This window comes from Sutcliffiella halmapala (assembly GCF_002019665.1).
GTDB classification, from domain to species: Bacteria; Bacillota; Bacilli; order Bacillales; family Bacillaceae_I; genus Sutcliffiella_A; species Sutcliffiella_A halmapala.
The window spans coordinates 3,343,969-3,360,824 of record NZ_KV917375.1; the positions used below are offsets into that span (position 1 = coordinate 3,343,969).

14 protein-coding genes are annotated in these 16,856 nt (G+C 36.8%); 7 read left to right on the top strand and 7 right to left on the bottom strand.

Features of this window, described 5'->3' with window-relative positions; all coding sequences use genetic code 11:
* Positions 1 to 93 precede the first annotated feature (93 nt).
* Both BK580_RS16560 and BK580_RS16565 read left to right on the top strand, forming a co-directional pair.
* Positions 94 to 510, top strand: a complete 417-nt coding sequence (locus BK580_RS16560) for a globin domain-containing protein (protein WP_078381410.1) — start codon at positions 94 to 96, stop codon at positions 508 to 510.
* A complete protein-coding gene (locus tag BK580_RS16565; RefSeq protein ID WP_078381411.1) occupies positions 500 to 1,369 on the top strand; it encodes a ClpXP adapter SpxH family protein in 870 nt (289 codons plus the stop codon). Before BK580_RS16560 ends, BK580_RS16565 begins: the two co-directional genes overlap by 11 nt.
* Before the next feature lie 961 nt (positions 1,370 to 2,330).
* On the opposite strand, the gene pepF is transcribed toward BK580_RS16565, so the two are convergent.
* From pepF to mecA, 4 genes are all read right to left on the bottom strand, one after another.
* On the bottom strand, positions 2,331 to 4,145 hold the full coding sequence (gene pepF, locus BK580_RS16580) for an oligoendopeptidase F (RefSeq protein WP_078381414.1): 1,815 nt from the start codon (positions 4,143 to 4,145) through the stop codon (positions 2,331 to 2,333).
* Between the two features lie 82 nt (positions 4,146 to 4,227).
* Positions 4,228 to 5,418, bottom strand: a complete 1,191-nt coding sequence (locus tag BK580_RS16585) for a competence protein CoiA (protein WP_139364922.1) — start codon at positions 5,416 to 5,418, stop codon at positions 4,228 to 4,230.
* A gap of 148 nt (positions 5,419 to 5,566) precedes the next feature.
* Positions 5,567 to 7,078, bottom strand: a complete 1,512-nt coding sequence (cls, locus tag BK580_RS16590; RefSeq protein WP_078381416.1) for a cardiolipin synthase — start codon at positions 7,076 to 7,078, stop codon at positions 5,567 to 5,569.
* Positions 7,079 to 7,285: 207 nt separating this feature from the next.
* Positions 7,286 to 7,978, bottom strand: coding sequence for an adaptor protein MecA (mecA, locus tag BK580_RS16595; protein ID WP_078381417.1), 693 nt, complete (start codon positions 7,976 to 7,978; stop codon positions 7,286 to 7,288).
* A gap of 421 nt (positions 7,979 to 8,399) precedes the next feature.
* On the opposite strand from mecA, the gene BK580_RS16600 reads away from it, so the two are divergent.
* Positions 8,400 to 9,065, top strand: a complete 666-nt coding sequence (locus tag BK580_RS16600) for a TerC family protein (RefSeq protein ID WP_078381418.1) — start codon at positions 8,400 to 8,402, stop codon at positions 9,063 to 9,065.
* 72 nt (positions 9,066 to 9,137) lie between these two features.
* On the opposite strand, the gene spxA is transcribed toward BK580_RS16600, so the two are convergent.
* Positions 9,138 to 9,536: a transcriptional regulator SpxA gene (gene spxA, locus BK580_RS16605; protein ID WP_078381419.1), complete on the bottom strand. Its 399-nt coding sequence runs from the start codon at positions 9,534 to 9,536 to the stop codon at positions 9,138 to 9,140.
* A gap of 439 nt (positions 9,537 to 9,975) precedes the next feature.
* Between spxA and BK580_RS16610 the strand changes: the two genes are divergently transcribed.
* The 3 genes from BK580_RS16610 to BK580_RS16620 are packed head-to-tail and all read left to right on the top strand — an operon-like array spanning position 9,976 to position 15,011.
* Complete coding sequence (locus BK580_RS16610; protein ID WP_169865067.1) at positions 9,976 to 11,193, top strand: efflux RND transporter periplasmic adaptor subunit; 1,218 nt, start codon at positions 9,976 to 9,978, stop codon at positions 11,191 to 11,193.
* Between the two features lie 9 nt (positions 11,194 to 11,202).
* On the top strand, positions 11,203 to 14,271 hold the full coding sequence (locus BK580_RS16615) for an efflux RND transporter permease subunit (RefSeq protein ID WP_078381421.1): 3,069 nt from the start codon (positions 11,203 to 11,205) through the stop codon (positions 14,269 to 14,271).
* 29 nt (positions 14,272 to 14,300) lie between these two features.
* On the top strand, positions 14,301 to 15,011 hold the full coding sequence (locus BK580_RS16620; protein WP_078381422.1) for a GDSL-type esterase/lipase family protein: 711 nt from the start codon (positions 14,301 to 14,303) through the stop codon (positions 15,009 to 15,011).
* A 57-nt stretch (positions 15,012 to 15,068) separates the two neighbouring features.
* Here the strand turns inward: BK580_RS16620 and BK580_RS16625 are convergent, their stop codons facing one another.
* Entirely contained in the window at positions 15,069 to 15,647 is a 579-nt protein-coding gene (locus BK580_RS16625; protein WP_078381423.1) for a GNAT family N-acetyltransferase, read from the bottom strand.
* A 161-nt stretch (positions 15,648 to 15,808) separates the two neighbouring features.
* Here BK580_RS16625 and BK580_RS16630 point away from each other — a divergent pair, with 161 nt between their 5' ends.
* Positions 15,809 to 15,994 (top strand): hypothetical protein, encoded by a 186-nt coding sequence (locus tag BK580_RS16630; RefSeq protein WP_078381424.1) that lies wholly within the window; start codon positions 15,809 to 15,811, stop codon positions 15,992 to 15,994.
* 82 nt (positions 15,995 to 16,076) lie between these two features.
* Here the strand turns inward: BK580_RS16630 and BK580_RS16635 are convergent.
* On the bottom strand, positions 16,077 to 16,856 hold a 780-nt coding region (locus tag BK580_RS16635), incomplete at its 5' end, for a group II intron maturase-specific domain-containing protein (RefSeq protein ID WP_268877403.1).

The window sequence follows — 16,856 nt, forward strand, 5'->3', positions numbered from 1 at the left end:
GCAAGGTTGGAATCGAATTGTTTGAGATATAATAACCACATTGCTAAAATATACATACAATCTTCACATTGATTTTTATAAGGAGTTAAGAGAATGATGAATAACATACAATCACCTTTTGAAAATATTGGCGGAGAACAAGTTATTCACGAACTTGTTGATGCATTTTACGCGCGTGTTAGTCGCCATCCTGATTTAGCTCCCATTTTTCCTGATGATTTAACGGATACAGCAAGGAAGCAAAAACAATTTCTTACACAGTATTTAGGAGGTCCGTCTCTCTACACAAGTGAGCATGGACATCCCATGTTACGTGCAAGGCATCTGCCTTTTGAAATAACGCCAAAACGTGCCAAGTCATGGATAGCCTGTATGGAAGAAGCGATGGATGAAATTGGACTTGAGGGTTCATATCGAAAAGAATTTTTTCAGCGTTTAGTTTTAACAGCTCAACATATGATTAATACCCCAGACAAACCTGAAGAAAAGGAAGATTCATGTGACCTGTAATGACAAACAATTATTTTATTTAAATAATATTCGCCATACAACAAACAAACCAATTGAAGTCTATTTTTTTATAGATCCACTTTGCCCGGAATGTTGGGCATTAGAACCGATATTAAAGAAATTGCAAATGCAATATGGCCAGTACTTTACGATCAAGCATGTTCTCAGTGGAAATTTAACCACGTTAAATCTAGCAAAAAAACATTATGCGGCTTCGATGGCGCAGGTTTGGGAAAGAACCGCAAATCGATCTGGTATGTCCTGTGATGGCTCATTATGGCTGGAAAATCCAATTTCGACTCCCTATGCAGCATCTCTAGCCATTAAATCTGCCGAGCTTCAAGGAAAAAAGGCAGGTATTAAGTTTTTGCGAAAGCTTCAAGAAGTATTATTTTTAGAAAAACAAAATATTTCGGAGCTACCTGTATTAATTGACTGTGCAGATTCTGTGGGATTAGATAAAGAAGAATTTATTAAAGACATTAACGGAGAATGTGCGTCAAAAGCATTAAAGTGTGATTTGAAAATCACAAACGAAATGGAAGTTAACGAAATCCCGACACTCGTTTTCTTTAATGAAAACATTGAAGAAGAAGGAATCAAGATTTCAGGGTATCATTCATACGACGTGTATGTACAGATCTTCCAAGACATGCTTGGAGAATACCCATTTCCAACGATGCTGCCATCATTAGAAGATTTTCTGCAACAATTTCAATTCGTTGCAACAAAAGAAATCTCTGTCGTATACAACTTACCTATCGCAGAGGTGGAACGCGAATTAAAGAAGTTACAATTAGCACAAAAAGTGGAGCAAGTTCCTGTTAAATACGGAACCTTTTGGAGATATTTAGCATAGAGAATCCAAACATAAGTGTTGGAGTTTTAAAGTATAGAAACCTCAATAATAGTAGTACGTATAAAGAAAAGCCTTGGTCCTAGGACCAAGGCTTTCTTCTTGTCATATAGACAACAAAGGGGATGGGAGAAATTTTTCACGGTCAAACAAAGGGGTATATGTTTGTTTGTGAATCGTTTCACGATATTAATATATCAAATTTTGTCGACTTTTGACAAGTACTTTGCTTACTTTTTCACAAGTTTGTCACAATAAATAGGGTACAGTTATTTTTTTGAAATGATTTTGGCTTTCTAACATACATATAATGTAGGAGTAGTCCAAGGATAAGAAAGGAGAAATGTAATGAGTAGATTACCATTTTTATTTGCCTTATTATTTATTTTTATTTGTTTTGTTTTTAATATTTTGGGACTGATGAAGATTTATCCGCTCTATCTTACATCTCCTCTTTTATTTTTGTCCGTTTTGTTTTTGATAATTTTGCTAAATAATAAGCACCGGTTTCGTGGGTTTCGGAGGTAGCTTAATTAGTTAACATATGGATTGGTACATTTTATTGCTAATACTTTTATAGTTGGGAAGCAATCATAAAAGACTACCCTTTATACAACTGGTAGTCTTCTTTGTTTTTATAATAGGCTCCCCTGAAAATAAAGTGCACCCTTTCAACCCCCTGAAGATTTCCGTGCCAGGCGTTCGCTTTCCGCGGGGCGCTTGTGGAACCTCCTCGGCTTTGCCTGCGGGGTCTCCACAAAACGCTACTTCCCGCAGGAGTCTCACGCCTTGCACTACAATCATCAGGTGAGACGGGGGATTCTTGAAGAACCACTTTTGCATTATCCATGATGCGATTTTTCTTTGCACTGCATGGCTGTCTCCTCTGAAAATGAGGATATCTCATTAAACACACTGTTGATTTACGCTCTAATCAACAGTGTGGTATAACTTGGCCTTCTATTTAGGAAAGTAGTTCTTCCATTTCTTTTAGCTTTTCTTCGAATACTTTGCATGCTTCTTCGATTGGGGTTGATTGGGTCATATCAACGCCTGCTTTTTTGAGTACTTCGATTGGATAGTCTGAGCTTCCCGCTTTGAGGAATTCTAAGTAGCGATCCACAGCTGGTTGGCCTTCTTCTAGGATTTGCTTACTTAGTGCAGTTGCTGCGCTATAGCCTGTCGCGTACTGATAGACATAGTAGTTATAATAGAAGTGAGGAATTCTTGCCCACTCTAGGCCGATCTCTTCATCGATGTGAATGTTTTCACCGAAGTATTTTTTGTTTAGCTCATAATAAGTTTCTGTTAAAAGATCTGAAGTTAAGGCTTCTCCGTTTTGCGCTAGCTCGTGAATCTTGTGCTCATATTCAGCAAACATCGTTTGACGGAAAACGGTTCCACGGAAACCTTCTAAGAAATGATTGAGTAAATATAAACGCTTCTTATCATCATCAATAGTTTTTAGCAAATAGTCATTTAATAACGCTTCATTGCATGTAGAAGCCACTTCTGCTACGAAAATTGAGTAATTTCCATACGGGTATGGCTGGGTTTTTCTAGTGTAATAACTGTGTACAGAATGGCCGAATTCATGAGCAAGGGTAAATAGGTTATTGACATTATCCTGCCAGTTCATAAGGATATAAGGGTTTGTCCCATAAGTACCAGAAGAATAAGCACCAGAGCGTTTTCCTTTATTCTCCTGTACATCCACCCATCTGTTTTCAAAGCCTTCTTTTAGGATATCTAAGTATTCCTCACCCAGTGGAGTCAGACCCTTTAACAAATAATCCTTCGCTTCTTCATAAGGCACTTCCATTTTTACATCTTTAACAAGTGGTGTGTAGAGGTCGTACATGTGTAACTCCTCGACGCCTAAGACTTTTTTTCGTAATTCTACATATCTGTGTAGTAAATGAAGATTTTTGTTTACAGTATTCACTAAGTTATCATAAACTGTTTCAGGGATGTTGTTGTTGCTAAGTGCTGCATGACGAGCAGAGTCATAATTACGCACTTTTGCTTGGAAATTATCCTTTTTAACTGCTCCACCTAATGTGCTAGCAAATGTGTTTTTATATTTTCCATATGTTTCGTAAACCGCTTTAAAAGCATTTTTACGAACCTCTTGTTTTTCACTTTCTAAGAAACGAATATAACGACCATGGGTAATTTCTACTTCTTCTCCGTCCTCATCCTTTACAGATGGGAAAGTTAAATCTGCATTGTTTAACATTCCAAATGTATTAGAAGATGCAGATAATACTTCAGACGCCTCTGCTAACAGGGCTTCTTCTTTAGCAGATAATATATGAGGTCGCTGATGATTAATTTCATCTAAAGAATGCTTGTATAGAGTAAGCTCTTCTTTTTCTTGAAGGAATTTCGCGATGTCTTCTTCCTTCATTGTTAAAATTTCAGGGACAACAAATGACAACGCGCTTGCAACCTGTGTGTAGAGATTTGTAGCACGATCATTTAAACCTTGATAGAAGCCATTTGTTGTATCTTGGTCATAGCGCATATGTGCATATGTATAAAGCTTTCCGAGACGACTTGATATAGAATCTTGATATTGTAGTGCTTCATACAAATTGTCAGCAGACTTGGAAAGTTCCCCTTCAAAGTCCTTTATTTTTCCAATCAACCCTTTTACTTCTTGGAACTCCTTTTCCCAAGCCTCATCACTTGGAAAAATATCTTCTAACCTCCATGTATCTTCCACAGAGATTTCTTTTCTTTCTTGCAATTTTTTTACTGCTGTTTGTTCCGCCATGGACTGTACCCCCTTAACAAATTTAAAAATGGCATCTTTAAAACAATTCGACGCAAGCTTATTATTCCCTCTTTTCTTCTCATTAAATGTCCTTTCCTTCCTGTATCTGTAATATCCGCTCTAACACTTGTTTATCTTGGACAGACGCCTCTTCTAAATGAGTATATGGCATTTCTTTTTTCTTCTTTCGATAAATAATACTCGACTCTTTTTCAAGAATTCCTAATAATTCGAGGAGCATTAAATATTCTTTTATAGCATCTTCATAATGACCATATTTCACCAACGGTAGGTCCTTAACCTTGATGAAGGATTGCTTAATTCGTTGATTAAATCTTTTTACAATAGAAGGAACATGGATGATTGAGGAGACAGGAGTTTTATAGATGGAGTCAAAATACAACCAAGCTTGCCATTGTATGATAGGAGTTTGAAACCAATAAGACGAAGGTACAGGCAGACCAATTTCAGCGGGAAATAACGATAGTGGTATGTGCATTTTATTGTAGCAATAGTAACGTAATTGTTGATTCTGCTTATACAAGCAATAGTTATATCTCCACTGCTTCTTGTGATGAAGCCATTTTGTTTTCCAGTACATCGGTTTATTTTTACTAGTTATCAATTTAGGTTCTAACTGCCATTCTTTACTCGATTGATAGGTTAGATAAGTGTCTAAACTACTGAAGCTAAACGTAGGAAACAAATAATAAAATAAAGATTGTTGTGGACAAAAGCTTAATAAATAGGGAGAACTATCTGAAGAATGATTTTGCAGAAAAGCCCATTGAAAAGTGGATAGCTTCATATGTGTATCAACTGCTCCTAGCTTTTCCTTGCCAATTAACCAAATTGGAGTAATAAGAATGGATTCGTAAAGCTTTGTTCTGCGTTTTAGCGTAGAGGGATTTATAGAGGAGCATTGAAACTCAAAAGCGAATTTTCGATCCGTTTCTAACAGTATATCTGCTCGTTGTTTTGTCTGAGGAATAAAGGATTCCAGCTGTGTAGCTCCATAATCTTGCAGCACCTTATAGAGCTTGTCTTTTCCTTCTAAATGATACCAAGTCTCTGGTTCTGTTGCCGCTCGACATTCTGCCTGAACATGAGCAAAATGGATCCTACGTATCTCGCCATTTTTCACTCTCACTTCTGCACCACAAGCGGGACAAAAAAAGCCTTGGTTCTTATCTCCTTTTAGTTCTAACTCTTGTGTGTTTTTTAAATCCATTAACGTGATAAAGGAACCATCTTTCCTTTTCGCAACAAACATCGCTTCACACCTTTCGAATTTTTCTACTCCATTCACCTATTCGTCAAAACAAAACAAATTCCTCCAAAAAAATAAAAGAATGCCGTTTAGACATTCTTTTTTTAGGCTATATTCAGCTATTAAATTTTTCACGAAAATTAAAGCTGCATTACAGTAGAGGTGATGCTAATCTAGCAAATGACTCTGTAACTTTTTGATAAAAAGGGCGATTAGCAAAAACCTCTTTCACAATTGGCTTACAATCTAACAAATCCTTCTCAAAATCCTCTACAAGGGCCAAGACACTTTCGGTATTATACAAGAAGGCGTTTACTTCGAAGTTTAGATGAAAACTCCTCATATCCATGTTTGCGGTTCCAATTGATGCTGTTTCATCGTCCACAATGACAACCTTACTGTGTAAAAAACCTTTTTCATATTCATAAATTTGCACACCAGCGTCCATCATTTCTGGAAAATAGGAACGGGAAGCGTAATAGACAATTCGTTTATCAGGTCGCTGCGGTACCAATAATCGAACGTCCAACCCACTAAGGGCAGCAACCTTTAATGCTGTAAAAATATCATCATCTGGAACAAAATAAGGGGATGCAATCCAAATAGACTTTCTTGCAGAAGTAATCATAGAAAAGTACAAGCTTTTTATGACTTCCCATTCCTGGTCTGGTCCCCCTGCGATCATCTGAACCCCACCATGCCTTTTATCCTCAGATACCTCTGGTGTTAAATAGGTTGAAGTAAGTAATGACTGATCTGTTGCATAATACCAATCTTGCAAAAAGATTAGCTGAAGAGTTCGAACGGCCTCTCCTTTTACAAAAAGATGAGTATCTCGCCAAAACCCAAAATATTTATCCCTTCCTAAATACTCATCTCCTATATTTAAACCGCCAACAAACCCTACATTACCATCTATTACAATAATTTTACGGTGATTCCGGAAATTGATCTTATTGTTAAAAACAGGAAGTCTTACAGGCGAGAAAGAAACTATTTCCACACCTGCAGCTCGCAAATCCTTTAAATATTTTTTTCCTAACTTTAAACTCCCAACTGCATCAAAGAGAAAACGTACACTAACGCCTTTCTTTGCCTTTTCAATTAATAATTTTTTAATTTGATTGCCTATCTTATCATCTCTTACTATGTAATATTCTAAATGGATATGGTGCTCTGCTTTACTTATCTCTTCAAGAATTCTCGTAAACGTCTGATCTCCATTTGTTAAAACATCTGTCTCTGTTTGAAAGGAGATTGGGCTTCTTCCAATATTTTCAGAAAGTCGAAAAATACCTCTTTTATTATCTCCTAGTAAAGCCATATCTTCTTTGGCGTAAACTCTTTCCCCTTCAATTTCTCTAATAACCTCTTTATCAAGTAGCGCTTTTCTTTGAAAAAGACGACGTTTTCGAACATTACGCCCGAACATTAAATAAAAAAAGAAACCTAAGACCGGGAAACTACCAAGAACAACAAGCCAAGTTAGCGTTCTTGTTGGATGACGATTCTCTAAGGAAATTAAAAAAGCAATAAAAACAACTGAAAATGTAAATAGCAAGGAAATGGAACCTAATAACCACCCTTCCCATAAACCTTGAGTAGCAAATAAAACGGCGCCAACCGCTAATACGAATACAGCCACCCTAACAGTATTCTTCAAAAAACTCAGCTCCCTAAATTCTGTATCTCAATGTAGATAAAGGGCAATTCCCCTTGTTCTGCCTTCTGTATAGAGATTTTTAACTAAACCGCATTCTATCTCTCAAAAAGCTGGAGATTAGAACAAGGCCCTAACCAAACATGATTTTAGTAATACTTCTTTTGTTGAGGAAAAAAAACCGATTTCAACAATGTGAAATCGGTCTTTTTATCTAAGTGGAAAATGCTTTGTCATTTCCTTCATTGCATCGTCCTTCGTTACCTCAGAACCATACTCTTGGAGACGGTGGATCGACATTGCTGATTCATCACCATATTCAAGGAGAACGCTTAGAACATTATCAATTTCTTCATCGGTATAATGCTCGCTTGAAAAATCTGAGTATAAATAGTAGTTCCCTTCAAAGAAATAGAGGCTATTGCTTAAATTTTCAAGATTCTGTAAACGATGACTTACTGATATAATATCCTCCAAATCTCTAAAGCGGATCATAAATTGTAATAAATCCGTTTCTTCTTCAAGCTTTTCTTCTTTATTCGCTTCCGTCTTTTGAGATGAATTAAAGTGTTGATCTAGAAGCGACTCTATTCGCTCATCGACAGGAATATCTATTTTTTTGTCATCTGAAACAGGAACTTCAAAATTCTTGCCGTCTTTTGATAATTGTGCTCTCGTTACAATGACCTCAAGTCCTTTATCTAGCGCTTGAACCTGTATCCATAATGGACCTTCCACCATAAAATCTTCCTCGTCATGGGCTTCATCCATCATTTCCCAAAACAACTCTTCACTTCGCTCACGATTGTACCAAATTTCTTCGCGATCGAAGCCTCTTTCTTCTATATCACCATATGAAATATAAAACTTAACTGTATGATCGTTTATACGTTCAATTTCCATCTTACTCAACTCCCTTCAAATTAGGTAAATGATCAGCGCTTACTCTCTTCAACAAACCTCTTGCTAAGCATGAGATCAGCTATTCTCTATATTGTCCGCTTCTCATTTTCCTCCAACTTTCCTTGGAAGGGACCCTCCACAAAATTTAATATGCCTATTGTTACAATTTATCCAAACACATCAGCCTGTAAACATATATCCTATGCAAAGATACAATATCTTGTACTCTTATTTTATGATAAAAAAGGAAGAATGGAAATAAAAAAGCTCATATTTTTAAAAATCGTTCATTTGCCTATTCTTCTTAGAAAAAAAGATGTTGCTTGTTCAACTCTCTCGGCTATAAACATTAGAAAATAGTCATAAATCCAGACAAGCTCCACTATATTTAAAAAGGAATGGGACAAGAAGGGGCGATTGGGTGGACTTAGAGCTAATTACTTCTATTCTAATTATTATTGGGATTGATATAGTCTTAGGTGGAGACAACGCGATTGTTATTGCATTAGCCTGCAGAAATCTTCCAGTACAATATCGAAATAAAGCAATCATAATAGGAACACTATTAGCCATTATCGTTAGAATAATTCTTACTATTGGAGCCGTTTATTTACTAGCCATTCCATTTTTACAGTTTGTTGGCGGCGTACTTTTAGTTTATATTGCGATAAACTTATTAAAAAAAGAAGATGAAACAACCATTATAAAAGGAAGTACTTCCATCTTAGTTGCAATAAAAACAATCGTAATTGCCGATATCATCATGGGAATTGACAATGTTATGGCTGTTGCTGGTGCAGCCCATGGTGAATTCTTTCTCGTTATGATTGGATTATTATTCTCTATACCGATAATAATATGGGGGAGTAAAATTATATTAAATGTAATGGAGAAATATCCTATAATTATTTATTTTGGAGCAAGCATTCTTAGCTTTACTGCTGGGAAAATGATATTACAAGAACCAATTATTGCAATTATAATAAGCGATGGTATTTTAAAAACTGCGATTCCATTTCTTTTGATCCTATTTGTTCTATCTTTTGCATGGGTCCAGAAATTATATCACTCGTATAAAAATAACTAACGAAGTCATGTTAACCAATAGTTAAAAAAAGCTTCTACATAATTAAATGTAGAAGCTTTTTTTAATTTTATATTAGCCGTTAACTAAGCGTTGAGCTTCTCTTAACTGGAATGTTCTTACCTTTCTTGGTAAGAAGCGACGAATCTCATCTTCGTTGTACCCTACTTGTAGTCGTTTTTCGTCAATGATAATAGGTCTTCTTAGTAAACCCGGATGTTCTTTTATAACAGAATATAATTCTTGAAGGGGCATTGCCTCCACATTTATATTCAGCTTTTGAAAGATTTTAGAACGAGTAGAAATAATCTCATCTGTCCCGTCTTCTGTCATTCGAAGGATTTCTTTAATCTCGTCGATTGATAAAGACTCAGAAAAAATATTTCTTTCTGTATATGGAATGTTATGTTCTTCTAACCAATTTTTCGCTTTACGACAAGAAGTACAACTTGGAGATGTATATAAGGTTACCATGAACTTTCCCTCTCCTTTATTCTTATATTATTCGAATAAGAACATGCTGTAGGATGCTTAATTGTGAATCGCTCTCACTTTGAAATTACTCTAAAAAAGGAATTTCTATTGATTATTATACACGATTTTTCATGAAAAAGGTACCGTATTTTAAAAGTTTGACAAGTTGTCACAGCATGTTCGTATGTCTAGAGGAGCTAGCTAGATAGCTAGACATCCATAAGGCGGAGCAGGCTTGTACTGCTTTCCACACTTATTAAGACGTATTACCCTTAAGAAAAGTTTCATTTAAATGAAATTAATTATCACTATATTTCTTATGTTCACAAATTAGTAACAATTAGTTCTTTTCTAGCCCCACCTGTTAGATAGCAATTGTAAGGGTACTTCATACATGATAGCTTTATATTTAGACAAGATAAGTATGAGGTGAATACATTTGAAGAAAACATGGCTATTCCTTGCTTTATTTTTACTGATATTTACATCCGCATGTAGTAAAAAAGAGATTACAAGTCAGAATACAGAAGCTAATAAAACACCTGTTTCCATTGCAAATGTTACAGAAAAAAATATTAGCAACACGATTGAACTAGTTGGGCTAGCAGTACCCCAAACGCAAGTACCACTCCTCACTACCTCCCCTCTAACGGTTAATCAGGTTCACGTGAAAATTGGTGATATAGTGAAAAAGGGTGAATTGCTTGTCTCTCTAGATTCAGATGCTGCCGACAATCAAGTAAGTCAAGCAAGAAATGCTGTTTCTGAATTGGAAAATGCCCTATCTAAAATGAAAGAAATGCAACAAGCTTCTGAAAATCAAGCCTCTTCAGCTGATATACCCAAGTTACAAGGGGAATTAAACCAATCTCTAGAAAAATCTCAAGCTCTTTTAGATGGAGTCGAAACTGGGGCTGTAACATCTTTAGATTTATTACAGAGCACGATGGAAGTAATGTTGAAACAAGCCCAACTCGCAACAGCCGCAAGTCAACTGCAACAAATACCTACTTTTAACACCTTAGAAATTGAAGCACAATTAAGTCAAGCTCGCCAAGGCCTAAAACAAGCCGAACAATTAGCAGAAGCAACGTCTATTACCAGCCCAATTGATGGAATTGTCTCAGAATTGAATGTCGTGCAAGATGGAATCGCTGCACCTAACGTCCCAATTGGAACCATCATACAATTAGACAATATTGCAGCTACCTTTTTAGTTAATAGTTATCAAGTAAGTAAACTAAAAGAAGGCCAAAGTGCAAACATAACTTTTGAAGGTTTATCAGATATCTTTGAATCATCGATTGAAACGGTTTCCCCAACAGTTAATCAGCAAACAAATATGTTCACTGTCACAATCCCTATCAGCAACACGGATTCAACTATTAAAGGTGGTATGCGTGCTACCGCAAATGTAGCGATAGATAATTTAGAAGCACAAATAGTTATTCCAGTTAATGCAATACTGTATGATGAAACGACTTCATATGTATATGTAATTGAAAATGGCAAAGCGATGCGCCAGGATGTAACATTGGGCTTTCGTGACCAAGAATTGATTCAAATAGTGGACGGATTAACAAAAGGACAAAAAGTAGCCGTAAACGGAAAAGAACGCTTAAAAGACGGCGCCGTTATTTCAGAACAAAGTGAGTGAATCTACTAAATGAAAATTGCTAAGCTTTCAGTTTTACGACCTATTGCAATGTCCATGGTCATTGTGCTATTGCTTATACTTGGTGCTGTAAGCATGCGAAGTATGACAGTGGATTTATTTCCCGAATTAACGTTTCCTATTGTTGCAGTTACTACAACTTATGAAGGTGCCGGACCTGAGGAAATTGAAACCCTAGTCTCAACCCCTTTAGAAAATGCAATGAGTACATTGCCTAATGTGGAATCAGTAACATCTATTTCAAGAACTGGGGGTTCCCTTGTCCTCGTTGCTTTTACTTGGGGGACCAATATGGATTTTGCGTCCCTAGACATGCGGGAGCGAATTGATGCTGTCCGTGATTTTTTACCGCCTGGGGCAAATATGCCAAGAGTACTACGCTTTAATCCTAGTGATCTCCCAATTGTCCAGCTTGCCATTACAGATCCAACAGGCGAAATGACAAAAGCTAAGCAATTAGCCGAACAAGAAATTGAACCCCAGTTAAACGCCGTAGAAGGAATTGCCTCCATCTCTGTCGAAGGTGGAGCAGAAAATGAAGTGCGAATCACCCTGGATCCGAATAAGCTATTATCCTACGGAATCACTATCGAACAATTACAACAAATTATTGCTTCAGAAAACTTGAATCTTCCTGGTGGTTCCTTAGTCGACCAAAATCAAAATCTTCCTATCCGAATAACTGGAGAATACGAATCAATTGATGATATTCAAACACTCCCCATTCCTACTACTAGAGGAGTGATTCAACTCAATCAACTAGGTGAGATTAAAGAAACACTGCAACCAACAACTCAACTTAGCTATTTAAATGGTGAACCTGCCGTAGGAATGTCGATTTTAAAACAATCCGGAAGCAATACAGTTACTGTCGCCAATGATATCAAAAAGAAAATAGATGAAATTGGCAAAAGCCTTCCAGAAGGTGTTGAAATCAAACCAATTTTTGATCAAAGTCAATTTATTGAGCAATCTATCCGAGCTGTTGCAACTAATATGATCCTCGGAAGTCTCTTAGCTGCACTCGTCCTATACTTTTTCTTGAGAAATATGAGAAGTACATTAATTATTTTGTTTTCCATCCCAATCTCTATCATCACCACCTTTATTTTCATGTACTTTAGTGGCCAAACGTTGAATCTTTTAACACTTGGTGGCCTAGCATTAGGTATCGGGATGATGGTAGATAATGCAATCGTTATTTTAGAAAATATCTATCGATTACGAAAAAAGGGATACTCACTAAAAGACGCTGCAATACAAGGAACGAGTGAGGTTGGACAAGCTATCATTGCCTCCACGTTAACAACTGTCATAGTATTTTTACCGATTGTATATGTGGATGGATTAGCAGCTCAGTTATTTAAGCCATTGGCACTTGTGATATCCTTTTCACTTTTAGCTTCCTTATTTACAGCGCTGATAATTGTTCCTTTATTTTCTGCCTATTTCTTAAAAGTAAATAATGAGAATTCTCGCTTTGAAGAGCGTTTTAGTTCCTTTACAAGCTGGTATCGCAACATATTGGAAAAAGCATTGAAACACCCGAAAAAAACATTATCCCTTGTTCTGCTTTTATTAGTAGCATCTCTTTTGGGAATCCCTTTTATCGGAAAAGAATTTCTACCACATCAGGATCAAAGCTATATTTCACTAACCGCTCGTCTAGCTGAAGGTAGCTCTCTCGATGCTACATATGAAGCGATGCAAGATATTGATGAAAAATTAAAAGAAATACAGGAAATTGATCTTGCCTTTGTTACTGTAGGTGGGGGAAATAATTTCTCTTTCTCAGCAGGCACTCAAACAAACAGAGCAAATTATAGTATTTTACTTGAACCTGTCACTAATCGTAGCAAATCCGATACGCAAATTGGCGATGAAATCAGGAAGAAGCTGCAAGACATACCTGGTGTGGACATCTCTATTTCTTCAGGTGACACTGGAGTATCTCAAAATCCGGTCTCCTTAAGCATTACTGGTCCAGATCTACCTACCTTAAAGAGTATGGCAGATGAAACAATTAATTTATTAAATGAAATAGAAGGTGTTCGGGAACCAACCTCTAACTACACAGAAGGTAACCCAGAAATAATTGTGGATATTGACCGAATTAAAGCAAGTCAGTTCGGGATTGGGAGTGCACAAATAGCATCTACTGTTTCAAATGCAACGAGGGGACTTGTTGCAACTCGGATGGCTAGGGCTGGGGAAGAGCTCGATATTCGTTTAACCCTAGAGGATACTTATACTAATTCTATACAAGATTTAGAAAGTCTCCTTATCAGTACACCTACTGGTGAAAATATACCACTGCAAGCTGTCGCAACAGTGAGTCGAGGACAAGGTCCAAGTCAAATTACTAGAACTAACCGCCTTAGAGAAATCACTGTAAATGCTGATATAGTTAACCGCGATCTTGGAAGTATCGTAGATGAAATTGAAGAAAGCTTAAGAAAAAATATTAGTATCCCCACCAATGAATATAAGATAACGATTGGCGGTCAAGATGAACAAATGAATGATGCATTCTTTAAGTTAGGAGCAGCACTTGCTCTAGCGGTCGTATTAGTCTATATGGTGATGGCTGGTCAGTTTGAATCGTATTTTTATCCATTTATCATTATGTTTACTGTACCACTCACGATCATTGGAATTATAGCGGGCTTACTAGTAACAAATCAACCCCTTGGAGTCGGGTCACTTGTGGGTATACTCATACTTACCGGAATAGTTGTCAACAACGCCATTGTCTTTGTCGATTATGTCAATCTATTAAAACATGAAGGAAATTCAACCTTAGAAGCTATTCTACTTGCTGGCCCTACAAGGATGCGACCAATATTAATGACGGCCCTTACAACCATTCTTGGATTAATTCCTCTTACACTAGGTTTTGGAGAAGGAATGGAAATTCAACAACCTATGGCAATTGTTATTTTGTTTGGCTTAAGCTTTGCGACCATTCTTACCTTAATAGTAATTCCAGTACTATATCTCTTATTTGATCAATTTAATGAAAAAAGCCGTCTGAAAAAACTAGAAAAAGCAGAAGCATAATCTTACACACCTAGGGAGAGGATGTAACGATGCGTAGAAAAATTTTGTTAGCTGCTTTCTTACTATTTGCTAGCTTTTCGAGTTATCCGCCAGTAACGGCTGAATCTCCCAAGCAACTAACTTATCTGGCCTTAGGAGATTCCCTAACCGTAGGACTTGGTTCTTCAGAGGAAGGATACTTAAGAATACATGGATTTGTTCCACAGTTTACCAATTACTTACGAACAAAACATACCGTTCATGTAGAAAACTACGGTATTCCTGGCCTAACAGCTACCGGGTTAGTCGCTTTGTTACAAGGAGATGAAGCATTAAGAAATCGTTTGAAAACAGCAAATATTATTACCGTCTCCATTGGAGGAAATGATTTTTTACAGACTGTTCGATCTCTTTCCCATTCAGATGACGAAGCATTACAACTTAGAATGCAGATTTTATGGACATCTTTGGAGCAGATCAGTTCTACTTTGCAACAAGTAAATTCTGAGGCTACCATTATGTTTATTGGCCTCTATAATCCCTATCCAACTCAACATGAATTGCATAAAATAGGAGCTAAATATGCCCCTTTGTATAATGAATTGATAGAAGAGGTAACACCGGAGTCTACCATTGTGATAAACCCCTATGAGTCTTTCGTAAATAGAGAGAAGGAATTAACTCATATAATAAATGACAATATTCACCCCAATGATTCTGGGTACAAGGAAATAGTAGCGCTTATGAAAAAAGCCTATTAAAATCAATAAAAAGAAGTGCAACCTCATCGGTTAGCACTTCTTTTATTCCTATTCTAATTAAAGCTTTGATAGAATATTATTATCATCATTATTCTCTTCGTCGTAGCTTAACACCTTTTCCACGGTTTCATAGGACTCACCATAAAGCTCTACATCTTTGTATGTATGAACTTGCTCATACATCTTCTTCATTCCTTCATATATACTTGCTTCATCTTGGTTACTTGGTGACCAATAAAGAATTTCCATTGGATTCACTTCATTTGTTGCCAAGGACCTTCTGTTATAGCCAATCGAGGCAGCGTGATCAAAGCCTTCTCTTTTATAAAAATGCAATCTCTTTTCCGTATCTGTATCTTCATAATCAACAGGCTCCACTTCTAAGATAATCGCTTTATTTTTCAGCTTTAACTTTTCGAGAAGTTTGTGACCTAACCCTTGGCCTCTTGCATCCTTAGAGACAAATAAATAATCAATGAAAATAAAGTTATCAAATTCTGCGTACATCAATACGTGATGTACCCCTTCATCTTTATGATAGATGTCCCCTTTTTCTTTTAAAAGCAACTCCATATGTTCTTTTGATTTCATTTCTTCAACCGGAAAATATTGATTTAATTTTTCATACCAATTCATTATATTTTTTTACCCCTTTCCTTTTCTAACTATATGTATACAACTAGTATAACAAACATATACAGAGCTAAACGTTAATATACCCTCTTTCTTTTATGATAATCATAATTTACAATAGAAGCAGGACTTGATTTTTACATAAGGCAAAGGGGATGTAAGACATGGTCGAATACTTTATAGACTTTACCATTGTAGCTATTCTAGTTATCGGAATTACTGCCGTTATGGGTGTATTAGTAAATGGAATTGGTGAAAAAGTCTTCGGGAGAAAAAATGGTTCCGAAAGCTTTGATAAATCTGCAAGTATGCAAAAAGGGTGGAAAAGTGTAGGGGGAAAAAGTAAGTAACTAATGTAATCGAGTAGGAGGGGATGACTAACCCCCGACCTCTCACACCACCGTACGTACCGTTCGGTATACGGCGGTTCAATTAAAATTGACGTAGACTTTGATATCTTGCATATAGACTTTTGAGCCCTTGGGAACTCCAATAGGAGTTCCCAAGGGTTCTGTGTAAGACTGGACTCTTGGAGATTCTCCAGTATTTCTTCCTAGAATTGCCCCATTCGTATGCTTTATATGGGTGAACTCCTAAACCTTTTAATTTCCTCACTTTGGTCTTCGGTTTCTTCCATTCTTTCCATACAATCATTCGTAGCCTTCTTCTTATCCACTCATCAAATTCTTTGAATTTGCTCGGTGTGTCTGCGAGGGCAAAGTAGCTGCACCACCCTACTAGGTATTGGTTTAGCTTCCTTATTCTCCATTCCATTGGGATTGGTTTAGAACGGGAAGTAAGAATTCTTATGTTAGCTTTAAGTCGTTTGATACTTTCGTTTGCTATCCGAACCTTAGGTTCTTTATGAATAGTAAAGCTAAAGCCAAGAAACTTACGCCTCCAAGGGCGGTCTACTGCCGATTTCTCTCGATTAACTTTTAGTTTCAGCTTCTTTTCAATGAAGTCAGTGATGGAGTTCATGACTCTTTCCCCTGCCTTCTTGGACTGAACATAAATGTTACAATCATCCGCATATCGGACGAAATTGTGGCCTCTGGATTCTAGCTCTTTATCGAGTTTATCCAAGAGGATGTTAGAGAGAAGAGGACTTAGCGGACCACCTTGAGGAGTCCCTTCTTCTATTTCATAGACAACACCGTTAATCATAATCCCAGCTTGAAGATATCTTCTAATTAGCTTAAGGACCGTCCG

Excerpts from the sequence above, each read along its gene's own strand:
- BK580_RS16560 (WP_078381410.1), top strand. The coding sequence starts at position 94 with ATGATGAATAACATACAATCACCTTTTGAAAATATTGGCGGAGAACAA.
- BK580_RS16630 (WP_078381424.1), top strand. The coding sequence starts at position 15,809 with ATGGTCGAATACTTTATAGACTTTACCATTGTAGCTATTCTAGTTATC.
- BK580_RS16620 (WP_078381422.1), top strand. The coding sequence starts at position 14,301 with ATGCGTAGAAAAATTTTGTTAGCTGCTTTCTTACTATTTGCTAGCTTT.
- spxA (WP_078381419.1), bottom strand. The coding sequence starts at position 9,536 with ATGGTAACCTTATATACATCTCCAAGTTGTACTTCTTGTCGTAAAGCG.
- pepF (WP_078381414.1), bottom strand. The coding sequence starts at position 4,145 with ATGGCGGAACAAACAGCAGTAAAAAAATTGCAAGAAAGAAAAGAAATC.
- BK580_RS16585 (WP_139364922.1), bottom strand. The coding sequence starts at position 5,418 with ATGTTTGTTGCGAAAAGGAAAGATGGTTCCTTTATCACGTTAATGGAT.
- BK580_RS16615 (WP_078381421.1), top strand. The coding sequence starts at position 11,203 with ATGAAAATTGCTAAGCTTTCAGTTTTACGACCTATTGCAATGTCCATG.
- BK580_RS16625 (WP_078381423.1), bottom strand. The coding sequence starts at position 15,647 with ATGAATTGGTATGAAAAATTAAATCAATATTTTCCGGTTGAAGAAATG.
- mecA (WP_078381417.1), bottom strand. The coding sequence starts at position 7,978 with ATGGAAATTGAACGTATAAACGATCATACAGTTAAGTTTTATATTTCA.